General features: G+C 55.1%; 14 protein-coding genes and 1 pseudogene. 10 read left to right on the plus strand and 5 right to left on the minus strand.

From position 1 onward, the window contains the following. Positions 1-331: 331 nt before the first annotated feature. Positions 332-1087, minus strand: a pseudogene (locus ABH912_RS31820) (cache domain-containing protein); the annotation flags it as partial. 558 nt (positions 1088-1645) lie between these two features. On the opposite strand from ABH912_RS31820, the gene ABH912_RS31825 reads away from it, so the two are divergent. The 9 genes from ABH912_RS31825 to ABH912_RS31865 all read left to right on the plus strand — a co-directional run bounded on the left by ABH912_RS31825 (position 1646) and on the right by ABH912_RS31865 (position 10823). After that, complete coding sequence (locus ABH912_RS31825; protein WP_429512822.1) at positions 1646-2863, plus strand: MFS transporter; 1218 nt, start codon at positions 1646-1648, stop codon at positions 2861-2863. A 28-nt stretch (positions 2864-2891) separates the two neighbouring features. Beyond that, positions 2892-3809: a LysR family transcriptional regulator gene (locus ABH912_RS31830; RefSeq protein ID WP_429512824.1), complete on the plus strand. Its 918-nt coding sequence runs from the start codon at positions 2892-2894 to the stop codon at positions 3807-3809. An 80-nt stretch (positions 3810-3889) separates the two neighbouring features. Continuing rightward, a complete protein-coding gene (locus ABH912_RS31835; RefSeq protein ID WP_429512826.1) occupies positions 3890-4534 on the plus strand; it encodes a DsbA family protein in 645 nt (214 codons plus the stop codon). 67 nt (positions 4535-4601) lie between these two features. Further along, positions 4602-5321: a TetR/AcrR family transcriptional regulator gene (locus ABH912_RS31840; RefSeq protein ID WP_429512828.1), complete on the plus strand. Its 720-nt coding sequence runs from the start codon at positions 4602-4604 to the stop codon at positions 5319-5321. 293 nt (positions 5322-5614) lie between these two features. Then, positions 5615-6097 carry a VOC family protein gene (locus ABH912_RS31845; protein WP_429512830.1) on the plus strand — a complete coding sequence of 161 codons (483 nt, stop codon included), beginning with the start codon at positions 5615-5617 and terminating at the stop codon, positions 6095-6097. After that, a complete protein-coding gene (locus tag ABH912_RS31850; RefSeq protein ID WP_429512831.1) occupies positions 6094-7314 on the plus strand; it encodes an FAD binding domain-containing protein in 1221 nt (406 codons plus the stop codon). Before ABH912_RS31845 ends, ABH912_RS31850 begins: the two co-directional genes overlap by 4 nt. 31 nt (positions 7315-7345) lie before the next feature. Beyond that, entirely contained in the window at positions 7346-7708 is a 363-nt protein-coding gene (locus ABH912_RS31855; protein ID WP_429512833.1) for a DUF485 domain-containing protein, read from the plus strand. Beyond that, complete coding sequence (locus ABH912_RS31860; protein ID WP_429512835.1) at positions 7705-9360, plus strand: cation acetate symporter; 1656 nt, start codon at positions 7705-7707, stop codon at positions 9358-9360. Before ABH912_RS31855 ends, ABH912_RS31860 begins: the two co-directional genes overlap by 4 nt. Positions 9361-9485: 125 nt before the next feature. Continuing rightward, positions 9486-10823 (plus strand): OprD family porin, encoded by a 1338-nt coding sequence (locus tag ABH912_RS31865; RefSeq protein WP_429512836.1) that lies wholly within the window; start codon positions 9486-9488, stop codon positions 10821-10823. 220 nt (positions 10824-11043) lie between these two features. Here the strand turns inward: ABH912_RS31865 and ABH912_RS31870 are convergent, their stop codons facing one another. Further along, entirely contained in the window at positions 11044-11568 is a 525-nt protein-coding gene (locus tag ABH912_RS31870) for a MarR family winged helix-turn-helix transcriptional regulator (RefSeq protein WP_429512838.1), read from the minus strand. Between the two features lie 72 nt (positions 11569-11640). Between ABH912_RS31870 and ABH912_RS31875 the strand changes: the two genes are divergently transcribed. Continuing rightward, positions 11641-12513, plus strand: coding sequence for an SDR family NAD(P)-dependent oxidoreductase (locus tag ABH912_RS31875; RefSeq protein WP_429512840.1), 873 nt, complete (start codon positions 11641-11643; stop codon positions 12511-12513). Between the two features lie 21 nt (positions 12514-12534). Here ABH912_RS31875 and ABH912_RS31880 read toward each other — a convergent pair whose 3' ends face one another. Genes ABH912_RS31880 through ABH912_RS31890 form a run of 3 tightly spaced genes read right to left on the minus strand, consistent with a single transcriptional unit; the run spans position 12535 to position 16522 of the window. Next, a complete protein-coding gene (locus ABH912_RS31880; RefSeq protein ID WP_429512842.1) occupies positions 12535-14790 on the minus strand; it encodes a molybdopterin cofactor-binding domain-containing protein in 2256 nt (751 codons plus the stop codon). Beyond that, positions 14787-15251, minus strand: coding sequence for a (2Fe-2S)-binding protein (locus ABH912_RS31885; RefSeq protein ID WP_128192420.1), 465 nt, complete (start codon positions 15249-15251; stop codon positions 14787-14789). The genes ABH912_RS31880 and ABH912_RS31885 overlap by 4 nt, the downstream gene beginning before the upstream one ends. Next, the gene (locus ABH912_RS31890) at positions 15248-16522 is read right to left on the minus strand and encodes a c-type cytochrome (protein WP_429512843.1); all 1275 of its coding nucleotides are present in this window, start codon (positions 16520-16522) and stop codon (positions 15248-15250) included. The genes ABH912_RS31885 and ABH912_RS31890 overlap by 4 nt, the downstream gene beginning before the upstream one ends. Positions 16523-16588: the final 66 nt, after the last annotated feature.

The following is a 16588-nucleotide window of genomic DNA, read 5'->3' on the forward strand; positions in this document are numbered from 1 at the left end:
CGTTGTTCAGATTGTCCAAAGACGAGCTACTTTTGCCGATTTCTTCAATCAACGAATGAATGCTTTCGATGCTCTTGTTGACGACATCTCTTGCCTGGCCACCTACATCGCTGGTTTCTCGCGCTGCGTGTGAAGCACCTTGGGCACTGAGAGAAACCTGGTGCGCAGCCGTGGACATTTCATGAATGGCTGTCGCTACCTGATCTGTCTCCTGGCGTTGACGATCCATGGCCTGTTCTGACCTTTGTGCCTGGGCCGACATATCTTCGACCATTTCGGTCAATTGTTCGGTCATCTCAGCAATCTGTCGCACGAGGCTATGAATTTTTTCCACAAATACGTTGAAGGAGTGAGCCAAATCGCCCAGCTCATCATGGCTCGAAACGGGCAAACGGTGTGTGAGGTCGCCCTCTCCAGCGGCAATGTCGTCCAGGTTCTTTTTGATAGCGAGTACAGGTTTCACTAGGCTGTTGCCAAGCCAGACTCCTACTAAGGCGACCAGTACCAGCAAGAAACCGGCAAGGGCAAGTACGTACGCTGTGTACTGGCCGATTCGCTCGTAATGCTCACTGGCAATGGCCTGCACCTGAACTTCCAGATCGTCCAGGTTCACTTGGGTACCCACGGTCAGGTCCCACTTGTCCAGGTAAACGGTGTAACCAAGTTTGGGCGTAGGTTTAGGGCTGGTGGGCGTCTGCCAGTCGTAGCGAAAAAAATGAGTGCCGGTCTTGGCTGCTTCAACCAGCCCGCGAATGACATACACGCCGTTGGCATCTTTGCTATCGACAAAACTCTTGCCGATATCGGTGTTCAAGTTTGCGGAGAATACTCGCACAAACGAGGAGTCATAGCCGTAAAAGTAGTTTTGTTTATCGAAAGTCAGCGTTCGCAGGATGGTGACGGCCTGATCGCGAGCCTCCAGATCTCCATGGTGGGAAGCCTCATATATCGACTGAATCGACGCTTGGGCAATTTCCATATAGTGCTTTAGTGAAGTTTTTCGCTCCTTGATCAGGAGCTCGCGCGTCTGTGCGACTTCCTCGGATGCCAGTTTTTGCAAAACCCAAAAGGTCGTGCCGCTGATCATTGCCGCCAGTAAAAGGCTGGGGATGATCGCCAGGAGGATGACTTTGCTACGAAGATTTAGCGTCACGATGAGTTTCGTCTCACTCAAGAGATTTTATTGTGACCCACCCATTTTTACCTCGGGCTAATTGGCTCAGCGCCGCATAGAAGTAGGGGGTGTTTTTGGTTGAAACGGCTGAATTTGGAGAGGTTACGGTCTCCGTTTTATCAAAAAAGTCTTTTAATAATCGTTCGATCAATAGTAGTCTACGCCCAACCGAAACGGCTTGTCGATGGACGGCCATAGACGGTGGTATCACCTCATTCAGGCCAGGTATCGATATCGAAAGGTATTTGGGGGAGGGTCGACAGTGAGACGTCTCGATCAATTCTTCGTCATTGATTCAAACGGAGGTATTGGCCGAGCCCGGGGTTCTTTTGCGCACGACGCAACGTGACGTTGCGTCCTGTCCATATTCTCGCGGGGAGCAGTGCCGCCTATGTTGTTGGCCTGGAAAACATGAATGCGAGTGACCTTTTACTGGAGGGTCACCGCTGTCGAACCTCAGGAGTCTATGGCATGGGCGTTTCTACAAGTGATACAGCAGCTACCATACAAAAAGCATCGATGACAAAGGGGCTGGTGCTTCTGTTTGCTTTTTGTTGTGGTGCCATCGTGGCCAACATCTATTACGCACAACCGATTATTAGCTTGATCGCTCCGGATATCGGCATGTCGAGTGGGAGCGCGAGCCTCATTGTATCGCTGACCCAGATTGGTTATGCGCTCGGATTGTTTTTCCTGGTGCCCTTGGCGGACTTGGTAGAAAACCGCCGGCTGATGATTACGACGATCGTGATTACGATCTTCAGCCTGGTGGCCGCCGGTTTATCCAAGCAGCCGAGTATATTTCTAGTGGTATCGGCGCTCATTGGTTTCAGCTCAGTCTCCGTGCAAATGCTTATTCCATTGGCCGCACACCTGGCGCCGGAGGAGTCTCGCGGACGGGTGGTTGGCGGGATTATGGGGGGCTTGCTGCTGGGGATTCTACTTGCGCGTCCGCTGTCGAGTCTGGTTGCCGATCATTTGGGCTGGCGGGCAGTGTTTATCGGGGCCGCTGCCTTGATGCTCGTCATCTCCATCGTGATTGGCATGACCATGCCCAAATGGCAACCGACCCATCGCGCGTCTTACGGTGAATTGCTGATGTCCCTCGGGCAACTGTTTTGCCGCGAGCCCGTACTGCGTCAGCGCGCACTTTATCAAGGGCTGATGTTTGCGGCGTTCAGTTTGTTCTGGACCGCCGTGCCGCTGATATTGAGTCGTGAGTTCGGCCTCACACAAAGTCAGATTGCGATTTTCTCTCTGGTTGGCGCCATCGGTGCCATTGCCGCGCCTATCAGTGGCCGACTTGCTGATGCAGGGCATACCCGACGGGCGTCCCAGCTGGCCATGGTGCTGGGTGTATTGAGTTTCCTTCCGGCCTTCATCAATCCCTTTTACGGTGTGATCGGGTTAGCGGTCACCGGTGTAGCACTGGATTTTGCTGTGCAAATGAACATGGTGCTGGGCCAGCGAGCCGTCTATGCCCTGGGCAATGCCAACAGAGGTCGCCTGAATGCGTTGTACATGATCAGTATCTTTATTGGCGGCGCAATGGGTTCTTCGGTGGCCAGTTCGCTTTATGAACACGCCGGGTGGTTGGCGATTGCTGCCGCGGGAAGCGCATTGTCATTGATCGCCCTAGTCGTCTTCTCGGTGGTTTCTCGTCGGACCCGAATTGGCGCAATGCGCTAGATGAGCAACGGCTGAGGCAAGGAGTGTCATGGACAAGCTGCTCGCATTGAAGATGTTCGTCCAAGCTGTGGATTCGAAGGGCTTTTCTGCTGCCGCTCGACAGTTAGGCCTGGCGACGTCTTCTGTGACTCGGATGATCGATGGGCTTGAGGCGGAACTGGGCGCTGTCCTGCTTAATCGATCCACGCGTCAAATCTCATTATCAGATGCCGGGGCCGCCTACTACTTCAAAGCGCAGGAGGTGCTGAATGCTGTCGCCGAAGCGGATGCCTCGGTCACTGACCGCGGGGAGCTCCCTGCGGGGCATCTTCGTATTTCCGTGCCCGTAGCATTTGGGCGCCGTCTGATTGCGCCTCATATTGCCTCGCTGTTGAAGCGTTACCCTCAACTTGTGTTGGACATGACGCTCTCCGACGACATCGTTGAATTACTGGGGGAGCGCGTCGATCTTGCGATCCGATTGGGGTCGGCAGCGGTCATGGATGGTGTCGTCAGTCGTCCCGTCGGTCGTTTCAGACGCCGGGTGATGGCCAGCGCCGAGTACCTGGATACACATGGTTTTCCTGAACATCCCATGGACCTCATGCAGCACGAGTGCTTGCGTTTCAGTTATGGCCCAAAACAACAGGTGTGGACTTTCTTAAAGGAAGGTGAGGAGACTCGAGTTCCGATTGAGGGCCGCTTCAAAAGTAACAATGCGGAAGTTTTGCGTGAAATTGCGCTGGCGGGTGGCGGGGTGGCTTTGTTACCTGACTGGCTCGTCAACGACGATATCGGCAGCGGTGATTTGACTTCATTGTTTGAGCCTTTTGTTATCAATCCGAACGAGGCCAGTTCGGCCATTTCTGCGCTGTATCTTCCCAATCATCGTGGCTCCAAGCGCGTCAATGCGTTTATCGATTTCATTAGCGAATTGCTAGGGCCTGAAGGCTTAGTCGAGAGCTGATCGCTTCATTGTTGTTTTCGAGCACTTGACGAAACAAACCCCTTTCGCCGTGTGTGCACGGCAGATCCCCGGAGATTTGAATGAGCACTGCGACATTGCATTACGTCTACGACCCGTTCTGTGGCTGGTGCTATGGCGCGGCGCCGATGATCACGGCGGCCACCGCGATTCCTGGTCTGGAAATACAGGCTCATGGCGTGGGCATGCTCTCGGGGGACAAAAGCAAGTTGATGTCGGGTGAGTGGCGCGATTTTGTTCGTCCTCACGAAGCCCGGATTACTGCATTCAGCAAACAAACCTTCGCGGACGCCTATGTTCAAGGCGTACTGGAACATGAAAATGTCCAGCTGGACTCTTCACCACCGATTGCAGCGATGTTGACCGCTCAACAGCTGTCCGGACGCGGCATCGAAATGCTCAAACGCCTGCAATTTGCCTACTACCAAGAAGGCCAGGCCATTGCTGACCGAAGGGTAATCGCTGGCATTGCCGATGAGCTTGGGTTTGAGCCCGAAGTGTTTATGGCAACTTTTGATGCGATCACTGCAGACTCATTGCAGGACCACATCGACCGCAGCAACGGGATGCTTGAAGCTCTGAATGCGCGCGGCTTTCCGGCATTTGCGCTGGAGATCGATGGCCAAATGGAAGTGTTGGCCATGGGGCATTACTTAAGCCGACCCGCCTTGTTCAAGAAGGATATTGAAAGCCGTCTGGCCAAATAAGTGTGGTTCATAGCCAGTGCATTCTTTTGTTTTGTATGATGCCTTAATGAAGCTCCAGTGAGGCGTTATGCAAGACTCAAAAAATAGAGACGAGAACGAGTCGGGGAAATCAGCGAAATCAGCAGATTTCGTCAAATCGACGACTCGACGTCTGTCGCCTGAGGTCAGGGAAAAGCAAATCGTGCAGAAAGCTATTGAGCATTTTGCGACGTGCGGATTCTCGGGCAGTACGCGGGAGCTGGCGCGACAATTGGACATTACCCAACCTTTACTCTATCGATATTTCCCCAGCAAAGAGGCACTCATAGACCGCGTGTACGACGAGGTGTATCAGTGGGATTCTTCGTGGGAGTCGATGATCAAGGATCGCTCCGAACCCCTCCAGTCTCGCCTGGTGCATTTCTACACCTCATATGCTCGTGTGATTCTGCGCCGAGAGTGGATTCGTATCTTCGTATTTGCCGGGCTGACACGTGAAGGTATCAATGATCGGTATCTGGCTAAATTGCGTGAGCGGGTCTTCATTCCTGTCATTGCAGAAATCCGCCACGCTCATGGATTGGCGCCGTCCTCAGGTGAAACGATCAATGAAAAAGAGCTCGAACTGATCTGGAGCCTGCATGCCAGCATTTTCTATATCGGTGTGCGCAAATGGATTTACGATCTTCCAGTGACTGAAGACATTGATGCGCTGATCGAGCAAATGGTTGATGCGTTCCTTAACGGCAGTCCTCACGTACTGCAGCAAGTCGATAACGATCTCGGTGGGAAGCCTCGCTTGAATTGATCGGCTTCGATTCCCCGTTTCCTGCCTCCTGAGCTCCTGTTTTCCCCCTCTTTTTTGTCGACCACTCATCACCTGTTTCAGCCTTCAGCTGAGCGGGTGGTAAGGGGCATATGCGCGCCATTTTGCCCTGAAAAGCCCTTTCCCAGCGCCTGAAGCCCGTTCTCTGTGGGCGACGCCACATCGTGGTTCAAGCGTGTCCTCAAAAATTTGATCCTCCACCTATTTACTTCAATTTCGTCAGGTCGTATTGTTTATCAACTGATAAATAAATACAAAAAACTGTTGGAGGCACCATGCAAGTCGTGAAGCTCGCTCATTACTCGATCCGGTCGTTCGACCTGGAAAAGTCCAGTCGATTTTATGAAAGGGTGCTCGGTTTTACGCCTGGCTACCGGCCGCCATTCGATTTTCCTGGCGTTTGGTTGTACATGGGAGGTGATGAAAAGGACTTCGGCACGGTCCACATTATCGGGATTGACCCTTCCAATCCTGAAGGCCTGAAAAAATACCTGGGCGATAAGGAGATCCCGCTGACAGGCACTGGGACTGTTGATCACATTGCTTTTTTGGTCACCGGCCTGGTTGAGTTCTGGGACGTCTTCAAAGCCGAGGGGATTGAGTGGCGCGATCGGACTGTGCCGAGCCTCGGCCTGCATCAGGTGTTCATCGAAGATCCGTCTGGTGTCACCATCGAGCTCAATTTCCCTGCCTCCGAGATTGAGGCGGTGGGGTCTTACGCCTCCCAGGCCTCTGCAACTGTGGGAGAGCAGCCATGATGAACTCCTTGCACAAGCCCCGCGCCATAGTTGTGGGCGGCTCGCTGGGCGGCCTGTTTGCAGCAAATATGCTGTTGCGCAAAGGTTGGGACGTTGAGGTCTTCGAACGCGTTCCGGATGAACTCGCAGGACGAGGCGCGGGGATCGTTACACACCCTGAGTTGTTCGAAGCGATGGCCGCAGCGGGAATTCCCCTCGACGCCTCTGTAGGGATCGATGTGCTTTCGCGCGTCACTTTGGCCCAGGACGGCGATGTCGTACTTGAGAACGCACTTCCACAAACGTTGACCGCGTGGGGGAAGATGTACCAAGTGCTTCGCTCTGCATTCCCAGACTCGCTGTATCGCTGCGGTGGAAGTGTGGTGTCGGTCGAAAGCACTGAAACCCATGCCAGCGTTACATTGGCCGATGGGACGACTCATCAGGCAGACGTCATTATTGCGGCTGATGGGTTTCGGTCGACGATTCGCCAACATTTTTTACCCGATGTGCACCTGCAATATGCCGGCTATATCGCCTGGCGCGGGTTAGTCGATGAAAGTGCTCTGTCTGATGCTGCCCACGCCGCACTTTTCGATAAATTCGCGTTTTGTTTGCCCCCGCATGAACAGATCCTCGGGTATCCAGTGGCCGGGCATTCCAACAGCACTGTTGTCGGCGAGCGTCGTTACAACTTTGTGTGGTATCGCACCAGTGGTGACGATGACTTGAAGGATTTGCTGAGGGATGAAAGCGGTAAACAATTTGAGGGCGGTATCCCTCCGGCGCTGATACGCCGCGACGTACTCGACAATATGTACACGTGTGCAGAGACATTACTGGCCCCGCAATTTGCCGAAGTCGTCAGGAAAGCGACTCAGCCGTTATTCCAGCCCATTTACGATCTGGAAGTACCCAAGATGAACTTCGGACGTGTCGCGTTGCTCGGCGACGCGGCATTTGTGGCGCGTCCTCATTGCGGAATGGGAGTTACCAAGGCTGCCGGTGACGCGTTGGCAATTGTGGAGGCACTGGAGCGCCATGCATCCGTTGAAGAGGCATTAGCAGACTACAGCGAGCAACGCTGTCGTTTCGGGGCATCGATTGTTCAGCACGCGCGGCATCTTGGCGCCTATATGCAGGCGCAACTGAAAAGCGAGGAAGAGCGCGAAATGGCGGAGTTGTACCGGACTCCGGAAGCCGTGATGCGTGAGACCGCCGTGCCCGTGAAGTTTTAATTCAGCCACAAGCCATTTGCAGGAGATCACCATGGAACATGCATATCCGCAAGACGGTGGCCCGACCATGCCCGCTGAGCAGGTTGATGACGCTATTCAAAACCCGATTCTCGAAAATCCGGAGTTTCGTGCTTTGGTAAAACAGCGACGGATATTTTCGTGGAGCATGACGGCGCTTATGCTCGCCGTCTATTTTGGTTTTATTCTTTCCCTGGCCTTCATACCTGCCCGTTTGGGTATGCCTATTACAGAAGGGCAGCCGATGACATGGGGCGTGCCAATCGGTTTTGGAATGCTCGCCTTCACGATTCTCCTCGTCGCTGTCTATGTCTGGCGCACTAACACCTGCTACGACCCTAAAATAAAAACAATTATCAGGAGCTTCAACAAATGAAGCGTCTACTTATTGCAATCTCCGCCATGCTTGCTTCGGTAACGGCATACGCGGCCGACGTCCCTGGCGCCGTACAAAAACATAATCCCATTGCCATCGGCATGTTTTTGGCATTTGTGATTTTCACTTTGTTCGTCACACGGTGGGCGGCACGCAAAAACAATAGCGTCGCAGATCACTATGCCGCAGGAGGAAAAATTACCGGCTTCCAGAATGGGTGGGCTATCGCGGGCGACTATATGTCTGCGGCGTCTTTGCTGGGTATCTCCGCATTGGTTTTCACCAGTGGGTTTGATGGTCTGATTTACTCGATCGGCTTCCTTGCCAGTTGGCCGATCATTCTGTTTCTGATTGCGGAGCCATTGCGAAATCTGGGGAGGTACACCCTGGCAGACGTACTGTCCTATCGGCTAAAGCAGCGCCCCATACGAGCATTCTCGGCGTCCAGTTCCATTGTGATCGTGTTGCTTTACCTGGTTTCTCAACTGGTAGGTGCCGGAAAACTGGTGGAGTTGCTGTTTGGTTTCGATTACACCGCAGCAGTGCTTTTAGTGGGCACACTCATGGTGATTTATGTGTTCTTTGGTGGGATGTTAGCAACCACCTGGATTCAGATTATCAAGGCCGTATTGCTGCTGACCGGCTGCGTCTTCATGGCCTTCATGGTGCTGTCGCAATTTGGATTCAGCTTGAACCAGCTGTTTACTCAAGCGACCCAGGTGCATCCTTCCCATGTAGCAATCATGAGCCCAGGCGGTCTGATTACCGACCCGGTGTCTGCGATTTCCTTAGGACTGGCATTAGTCTTCGGCACGGCAGGCCTTCCACATATTCTCATGCGGTTTTTCACTGTCGGTAACGTCAAGGCCGCGCGCCAAAGTATTCTTTATGCCACAGGTCTGGTCGGCATCGGTTACGCCCTGATCGTTATCATTGGCTTCGGCACTATCGCCCTGGTTGCCAGCAATCCCGATTATCACGATGCATCAGGTGGCATATTAGGCGGCGTTAACATGGTTGCGATTCACCTCGCACACAACGTTGGCGGTAATGTTTTCCTGGGGTTTATGTGTGCTGTGTCGTTCTCGACGATATTGGCGGTAGTGGCAGGGCTCACCCTTGCAGGCTCGTCTGCTGTTTCACATGACCTCTATGCACATGCCTTGCGCCGAGGCACCGCCAGCGACCGTGACGAGATGCGCGTCTCTCGCGTGACAACCATAGTGTTGGGTGTGCTGTCGATTCTATTGGCCATTGCTTTTGAAAAACAGAACATCGCATTTATTGTGAGCTTAACGTTCTCCATCGCCGCAAGTTCCAATTTCCCCGTGCTGTTATTGTCGATCTACTGGAAGGGCCTGACGACACGTGGCGCCGTGATTGGCGGATCGCTGGGGCTCGTATCAGCCATTACCCTATGCATCCTTAGCCCAACCGTGTGGGTCAAGATTCTTCATAATCCGCAAGCCTGGTTCCCATACGAATATCCGGCGTTGTTTTCCATGGTCGTAGCATTTGTCGGTATCTTTTGGTTCTCTATTACCGATCGCTCGGTCAGTGCCATCGATGAACGCAATCGATTCGAAAATCAGCTGGTCGATTCTGAACTGGGAACGCCGGCAACATGGAACGCACAGCTGAAAGCTGATTAATTCGGGGTATTATTCTTCACGTTAACTCGTTGTTGCATGAAAGTGCAGCTCCTGTGAATACCTACGCCTGAAAAGTCGCTAAGTAGTTTATACAACAATAATAATCTCAACTTTGGTGTGAATAAATGAAACGTACTTTGACTGTTGCAGCCACCATGTGTGTATTGGCGCAGCAAGCCCATGCGGCGGGTTTCATCGATGACAGTAAAGCGGCGCTTAAATTGCGTAACTTCTATATCAATAGCGATTACCGAGATTCGGCGACACCCGCTCAGAAGGCCGCCAACCAGAGCTATCAAGCTGAATGGGGGCAAGCCTTTCAACTAGAGTTCATATCGGGTTACACCCCCGGGCCCGTAGGCTTCGGGGTTGATGCGTTAGGCATGTTGGGTGTCAGACTGGATTCAAGTGCTGGCAAGCATGGCAACCCAACGGGGACAAACTACGGCGGCATCGTGTTTCCAAGCGACGGCGATCATGCGGTTGACGATGTCTCCAACCTCGGGTTGACCGGCAAGGTAAAAATATCCAAGACCGAGCTGAAACTCGGAACCCTGGTTCCAAAACTGCCAGTGATCTTCAGCAATGACGGACGGTTATTGCCACAAACCTGGCAAGGAACCCAGGTTACTTCGGCAGATATCAAAGACCTGACCTTGGTGGGCGGCCAAATCGACGAGGTGAAGGGGCGTAACTCCAGCAACAATGAAAATATGTCCATCGCGGGTGCGAACAATGCGGTCACAGGTCGCTTCAGTAATAAATTCATCTACGCCGGTGGCGATTATAAGCTGACCAAAGATCTAACCTTGCAATACTATTACGGCAATCTGAAAGATTTTTATAAGCAAAACTTCTTGGGGCTCATTCACAACTGGGCAATCGGCCCCGGGGTGCTGACCAGTGATGTTCGATATTTTAATAGCAAAAATGATGGCGCAAACGGCCATGATCCTGCGTATTTCACGACAGGATACTACGGTGGTAATACATTAAAAGGGAAGGTCGATAATAATCTGTTCAGTGGACTATTTACCTACGCCGTCGCGGGCCATACCTTTGGAGCAGGTTATGAAGTCAGCAATGGTAAAAGCGACTTCCCGTATTTAAACCAGGGCGATGGCCCAACCACCTATACCATTACTGAAATGCAGGTTCAGAAATTTGTTCGTGCCGGCGAAAAGTCATGGCAAGCCCGTTATTCTTTTGACTTCGCAAAAATGGGTTTGCCAGGAGCCACAGCGGGTGTTGTGTATGTCAAAGGGGATGATATTAATACTGTTGCTTCCAGCAATTCCAGCGAATGGGAACGTGATATTACGTTGGCCTATGTCGTGCAATCGGGCCCGTTAAAAGGCTTTGGCGTGATGTGGAAAAATGCAATGGTGCGTAACAACATCCCCAATGCTCGTCAGCAAGACGAAAATCGCGTGATTATCAATTACCAACTGGCGTTGTTTTAGTTTCTTGATCGAGGGCGCTTCAGGGCAGATATTCAGGTATCAAAAATGTATTCGGCGGACCGGTCGAGTGTGACGGGCCGCTGTAACTGACAGGCAGCGCTTTTACAAGTGTTGCGTGTACATGTCGTTCTCTTCCAACGGCATGTTTTATAGAAGAGCAACATTTCCCTTCGATGGGGTAGGGCGGTGCAAGTGAGACTTCACCGCCTTTTTTATTCCGTCACGCTGACATTCTGTTGAATCGACGCAGCAATTGCGTCAGTTGTTCCAGGTCCTCATCGTTCCAGCCGTCGATACGCTGCCGAAAATCGTCGCCTTTGTGAGCAATGGCCTGGCGGATTCTGGCACGGCCTTGATGGCTCACATTCAAAAGGGTGCCTCGACCATCCGAAGGATCCGGTTGCGCCTCTACCAGTCCCAAGTGGATGAGTCTCGCCGTCAACCTGCTCGTCGCGCTGCGATCCATCGCTACAGCCTCGGCGACACCACTTACCTTCGCCGGCCCGAACGCGTGCAGCCAGTGCGCGATATGGAACGCTGCGGGTGGCAACTCTGGGTGAAATTCGGCTGATGTCGCGACCGTCAGGGCACGCGAGGCACTCAGCAGCGCACTGAACTGTTCACCCAGCGCGAGAACCAGAAGCTCTCGATCGTGAGCGGGCTGAGTGAGCGATTTGTTTTCTGGTGGCTCCATTCCCGTCTTTTCCCGTTTCTGCCTGCGAAAGCCTGTCGGCGGTTTGTTCATGGACAAATATGCATTCGAGATTATAGTGGACTTTAATCCATTAAATGCCTTCGCGGACAGTGAAAAACCACAATGAATACCAACGTCACCATTGTCCTTACAGGCGCCACCAGCGGAATTGGTCAGCTTGCTGCCATCGAGTTGGCCAAGCGAGGTGCCCATCTCGTTCTGACTGCGCGTGACAAGACAAAGGCTGCTGCAACCTGCGAGCGCATTCATGCGGCTGTACCTGATGCGCGTATCGACGTTCATTACGCGGATTTCAGCAGCCTCGATTCCGTTGCGGCGCTCGGCTTTGAACTCGCTTCGCAATACGAGCGTATTGATGTGTTGATCAACAACGCTGGCGTTCACGCATTTGAGCAGCGTGTCACCGTTGATGGTCACGCCGAGATGCTCGCGGTGAACTACCTCGCCCCCTGGCTGCTGACAAACGGCTTGCGAGATACGTTGGTTCGGTCGGTTCCTTCGCGGATTATCACTGTCGCTTCAGAGGCGTCGAGACGCAGCGGCGGGCTGGATCTGGAACGAGATCTCTTCGACACCGCTCCATTCACGCGCCTTGGCTCTTCGAAGAGCTATTCGAAAACCAAGCTGATGGACATCATGTTTTCGCAGGAACTGGCGCGTCAGCTTCAAGACACCGGCGTTGCGGTGAACTGTCTGGACCCAGGCTTCAACGTCACGGGGCTTGGCCGTGAGCTGGGATTCTCTACGTTGCTGGCCAGGGCTCTAAATGGGTTGCGCATCGGTGATCCGAAGCGCGGTGCGGACATCATCGTCCGCTTGGCTACCGATTCAGATCTCTCTCCGGCATCGGGTGGCTACTTTTCGGTGAAGGACGCGAAACCTATACAGCCTACGCCTCCAGCGGATAACGTCACCGCCTGCCAGGAACTGTGGGCGGCGACGTCAGCCCTGCTCGCCAGACATTACAGGGCTTAACGTCAATACCGCCCGGATCGATCATGACCCCAATGCATCCTGCCAGCCACGTCGTGCCAGGGGCAGGTCGAGCAAGCGCTTGCCGGTGGCATCGTTGATGGCATTGCCCAATGCTGCAGCCATGGGCCCCTGGACGATCTCTGCGGCACCAAGGAATGGTTGATCCGGCTGATCAATCATGTGGACCTCGACCTGGTGCGGCATATCCGTAAAACGCATGATCGGATAGCCGCTCCAGTCGAAGCTATGCATGCCGCCTGCGTCATATAGGATTCGTTCATAGAGCGTCCAACTCGCGGACTGCACGATGCCACCCTGGATCTGATTGAGCAGCCCGTCGGGGCTGACAATTTGCCCCACGTCGACGGCGGCGACTACGCGATCAATCGTCACCTGCCCGGTCTGGCGCTGCACATGTAGCTGCACGGCGATCGCGCAGTAACCCATGATGTTTTTATAGCGGGCGAAGGCGAAGCCGATTCCGCTGCCGGGTCCCGTTGCTTTTTGCGGCCAGCGGAACTCTGCCATCACGCGCTCCACCACCGCCCGTGCGCGCGGGTCGCTCAAGTGATTCAGGCGAAATTGCACCGGGTCCACGGCGGCCCGGGCCGCCAGTTCATCGACGCTGCTCTCGATGGCGAACACGTTGATATGGGCGCCGAGCGAGCGCATCGCCGAGGTCCTGAATGGCATGGTCAGCACGAAGTTCAGATCGACCTTCAGGTTGGGTATCTCATATAACGGAACGGCATTTCGATCGCCGTCACCTTCCGGTTGAGCGATCGGGACCGAGGGCGCGGGGGTGAAGGGTTTGGCCAGCAACCACGCCGGCAACAGGCGCCCGGCATTGACGATACGTTCGTTGTGCGGCGTACTCCAGAGCTCGTATTTCCAGTCACGAAGACGCCCGTTGTCATCCAGTCCCGCTTCCACTTCGGCAAGCATGGCCGAGCTGTAGGGTTCCCAGAGATTTTCCTGTTCGCGCATCCATTGCACCCGTATCGGCTCGCCGGGAATGACCATGGCGATCAGCGCGGCATCGGCGGCGGCGTCATCGGCGCCGTTGTGACCATAGCAACCGGAGCCTTCAGCGTGGATGCAACGCACCTGAGCCACCGGCAGTCCGACCATTTCGGCGATGCCCGTGCGCAACGGATAGACACCTTGCGTATGGGTCCAGACGGTCAACGTGCCGTCCTTGAACCAGGCCACTGCGCAGGAGGGTCCGATGGAGCCGTGCATCAGGTATTGCTTGGTCACTCGGGCTTTATAGGCCTGCGGTCCAGGTTGCGGGCGGTCACCCTTGGCGCTCACCGGGTAGCGCCGCGCCGGCAATTCGGTGAGGAGTTGATGGATGTGTGTCGAGTCAGGCAGCGGGTTACCTTCTGTCCAGCGGGCCGTGGCGTAGGCCTCGCGCATCGCTTTGACCGCCAGCCATTCATCGGTGGCGACCACGGCAAGGTAGCTGCCGTTGCGGACCAGTTTCACCTCGCCGGGGAGTTTCCTGAGGGCGGCCTCGTCAATCTCCAGAAGCTGACTGCCGCGCCGGGGTGGGCGTATCACGCGGGCATGCAGCATGTCGGGCAGGCGTATGTCCTGCACATAGGCCGCACCGCCGCTGACTTTGTCCGGGATGTCCAGTCGAGGCAATGATTTGCCAATCAGGGTGAAACTGCTGGCTGGCTTGAAGGGCGAATCGGCCGAGGCGAAGCGATGCAGTTGAACCCCCACGACTGCTTGTGCGTAGGTCATGCTGCGACCGTGGGCATCGTAGATCACCGCGTCCCGGGTGGTCAGAGCGTCGATGGTGAGCTGCCATTGCCGTGCTGCGGACTCGAGCAACAACTGACGCACCTGAGCCGCGGCGTTGAACAGCGCAGTGCCGCTGTCGACGATCGTATGGCTGCCGGCGGTGTAACCTTCATTGGGTGTCAGCGCGGTGTCGGCAGTGAGAAAACGGATGAGTCCTGGTGGCACTTCCAGACGTTCGGCGGCGATCTGCAGCAGCGCGGTTTTAACGCCAGTGCCCAGTTCCACTTTGCCGGTGTAGACGGTGATGCCATCTTCCGCATCAATGCGAATCCAGGCGTCCAGATAGGGCGTGGCTCGCAGGCTGCCGGGCAGATCGGGTGCCAGGATTGCCGTACCCAAAGTGTCCACTTCGGTGTCGGCGAAGGCGCGGGGAATACCGGGAAGCAGGGCAAATCCCATCACCAACGCTCCATTTATCACGAAGGCGCGGCGGCTCAGATTGACATCTTGCGTGGGGTTTTTCATACCTTGCCTCCCTGCGCGACAACCGACTTGATCGCGGCGAAGATCCGCACATGGGTGCCGCAGCGGCATAAATTCGGTGCCATGTGTCGGCGAATCGTTTCATCGTCTGGATGAGGGTTGGTCTCCAGCAGCGCCTGCGCCCGTACGATCATTCCTGCAATGCAATAGCCACACTGGGCGGCCTGTTCATCGATAAAGGCTTTCTGCAACGGCCCCGGTTGGTCGACGCTGCCGAGGCTCTCGACGGTTCGCACCGATTTGCCCGCCAGCGCGCCGCACGGCGTCAGGCAGGAAAACACCGGTTTGTCGTTCACTAACACAGTGCAGGCGCCGCATTGACCCAGGCCGCAGCCGTATTTGGCGCCATTGAGCCCCACCTGGTTGCGCAAGGCATACAGCAGGGGCATGTCGTCCGCGATGTCCAGTTCGTGAGTCTTGCCGTTGATGTCAAGTGTGATCACGGTTGCTGCTCCTGAGCCCGAATACTTTGGATTGTCTTGTCGAGATCCGTCCAGGGTCGGTTCGCACAGCTTTCGTTGCGCAGGTACTCGGCAAGTGCAGCCACATGGGTGTCGTCCAGGTTGTGGGCGAAGGCGGGCATGTAGTGGCTGGAAGCGGCGCTTGACATCGGGATGCCCTGCAGGATGGTCTGGATCAAATTGCGTGGCGAGTCCGCCATCACCGCCGAGGTGTTCGCCAATGCCGGCCGCGATTCAATGACGCGCATCGGCGCCGCGCTGCCATGGCAACTCGCGCAGGCGCCGTCGAACAACGCAGCGCCCAGTAGCGCCCTGGCGCTGGGCTTGACCCCAGAGATGCAGGACGGCGATGGGGCATCCGATGAAGTTTTCTTGAGGTCAAGAATGTACTGCGCGATGGCCTGCGCATCTTCCGCCGGCAATTGCGCAATGCTCAGGCTGACCGGCAACATCGGGCCCGCCGCTGCGCCATGTCCTTCGGCGACCTCGCCCGTCAGATAGGCGACCAACTGGGCTTCATTCCAAGGGTGTTGCGCCTCGCTCATTCCGCGCAGGGCAGGAGCTGTCCAGCCATCGACGACGCTACCGTTGAACAGTTCGCTGCCTTTCTCCCCGCCAATAAGATTCAGAGGCGAATGGCACGATGAACAGTGTCCCGCGCCCTCTACCAGATAACGTCCGCGGTTCCATTGTGCTGATCGGTCGGGAAGTGGTTCCAGTGGATCGCCATGCAGGAACAGTAAGTTCCAGAAAGACACCAGCGGACGGAAGTTCATGGGGAAGACCATATGATTTTCCGGTGCGGTGTAGTTGATCGGGTCCACGCTCATCAAGAAGGCATAGGCGTCGGCAATATCGGCATCGCTCATCTTCCGGTAATGCACGTAGGGGAAGGCCGGATAGAGAAAGTGGCCGTCACGCGCGATGCCTTCACGCATGGCCCGTTCAAAGGCGTCCAGCGACCACTGACCGATACCGGACTCCGGGTCCGGGGTGATGTTGGTGGTGAATAGGGTTCCGAAGGGCGTTACCAGCGGCAAACCGCCGGCCATGTAGGCGCCCCCTGGCCGTGTATGACAGACCGCACAGTCGCCCGCTTCGACCACGCGACGGCCTCTGTCCAGCGTCTCGCGATCAGCATTCGGGCGATGGCTGACAGTGGCAATTTCCGGCCTCCACATCATCCAGAATGCAAATCCTAACCCCACTACGCCGATTGCCAGAACGGCACCGATGATCGTCTTGCGCTTCATCGCCTTACCTCTCGAGCTGAATTAACGACAGATTTTTCAATCCACCGCGTGCGATTGGCGTACGGC

Origin of the sequence: Pseudomonas sp. BT76 TE3572, from assembly GCF_050435365.1 — a bacterium.
GTDB lineage: Bacteria > Pseudomonadota > Gammaproteobacteria > Pseudomonadales > Pseudomonadaceae > Aquipseudomonas > Aquipseudomonas fluorescens_W.

What these genes read in the sequence shown, in the direction of transcription:
- ABH912_RS31845 (WP_429512830.1), top strand. Translation starts at nt 5,615, where the DNA reads ATGCAAGTCGTGAAGCTCGCTCATTACTCGATCCGGTCGTTCGACCTG.
- ABH912_RS31825 (WP_429512822.1), top strand. Translation starts at nt 1,646, where the DNA reads ATGGGCGTTTCTACAAGTGATACAGCAGCTACCATACAAAAAGCATCG.
- ABH912_RS31850 (WP_429512831.1), top strand. Translation starts at nt 6,094, where the DNA reads ATGATGAACTCCTTGCACAAGCCCCGCGCCATAGTTGTGGGCGGCTCG.
- ABH912_RS31875 (WP_429512840.1), top strand. Translation starts at nt 11,641, where the DNA reads ATGAATACCAACGTCACCATTGTCCTTACAGGCGCCACCAGCGGAATT.
- ABH912_RS31835 (WP_429512826.1), top strand. Translation starts at nt 3,890, where the DNA reads ATGAGCACTGCGACATTGCATTACGTCTACGACCCGTTCTGTGGCTGG.
- ABH912_RS31880 (WP_429512842.1), bottom strand. Translation starts at nt 14,790, where the DNA reads ATGAAAAACCCCACGCAAGATGTCAATCTGAGCCGCCGCGCCTTCGTG.
- ABH912_RS31855 (WP_429512833.1), top strand. Translation starts at nt 7,346, where the DNA reads ATGGAACATGCATATCCGCAAGACGGTGGCCCGACCATGCCCGCTGAG.
- ABH912_RS31840 (WP_429512828.1), top strand. Translation starts at nt 4,602, where the DNA reads ATGCAAGACTCAAAAAATAGAGACGAGAACGAGTCGGGGAAATCAGCG.
- ABH912_RS31870 (WP_429512838.1), bottom strand. Translation starts at nt 11,568, where the DNA reads ATGAACAAACCGCCGACAGGCTTTCGCAGGCAGAAACGGGAAAAGACG.
- ABH912_RS31830 (WP_429512824.1), top strand. Translation starts at nt 2,892, where the DNA reads ATGGACAAGCTGCTCGCATTGAAGATGTTCGTCCAAGCTGTGGATTCG.
- ABH912_RS31860 (WP_429512835.1), top strand. Translation starts at nt 7,705, where the DNA reads ATGAAGCGTCTACTTATTGCAATCTCCGCCATGCTTGCTTCGGTAACG.
- ABH912_RS31865 (WP_429512836.1), top strand. Translation starts at nt 9,486, where the DNA reads ATGAAACGTACTTTGACTGTTGCAGCCACCATGTGTGTATTGGCGCAG.
- ABH912_RS31890 (WP_429512843.1), bottom strand. Translation starts at nt 16,522, where the DNA reads ATGAAGCGCAAGACGATCATCGGTGCCGTTCTGGCAATCGGCGTAGTG.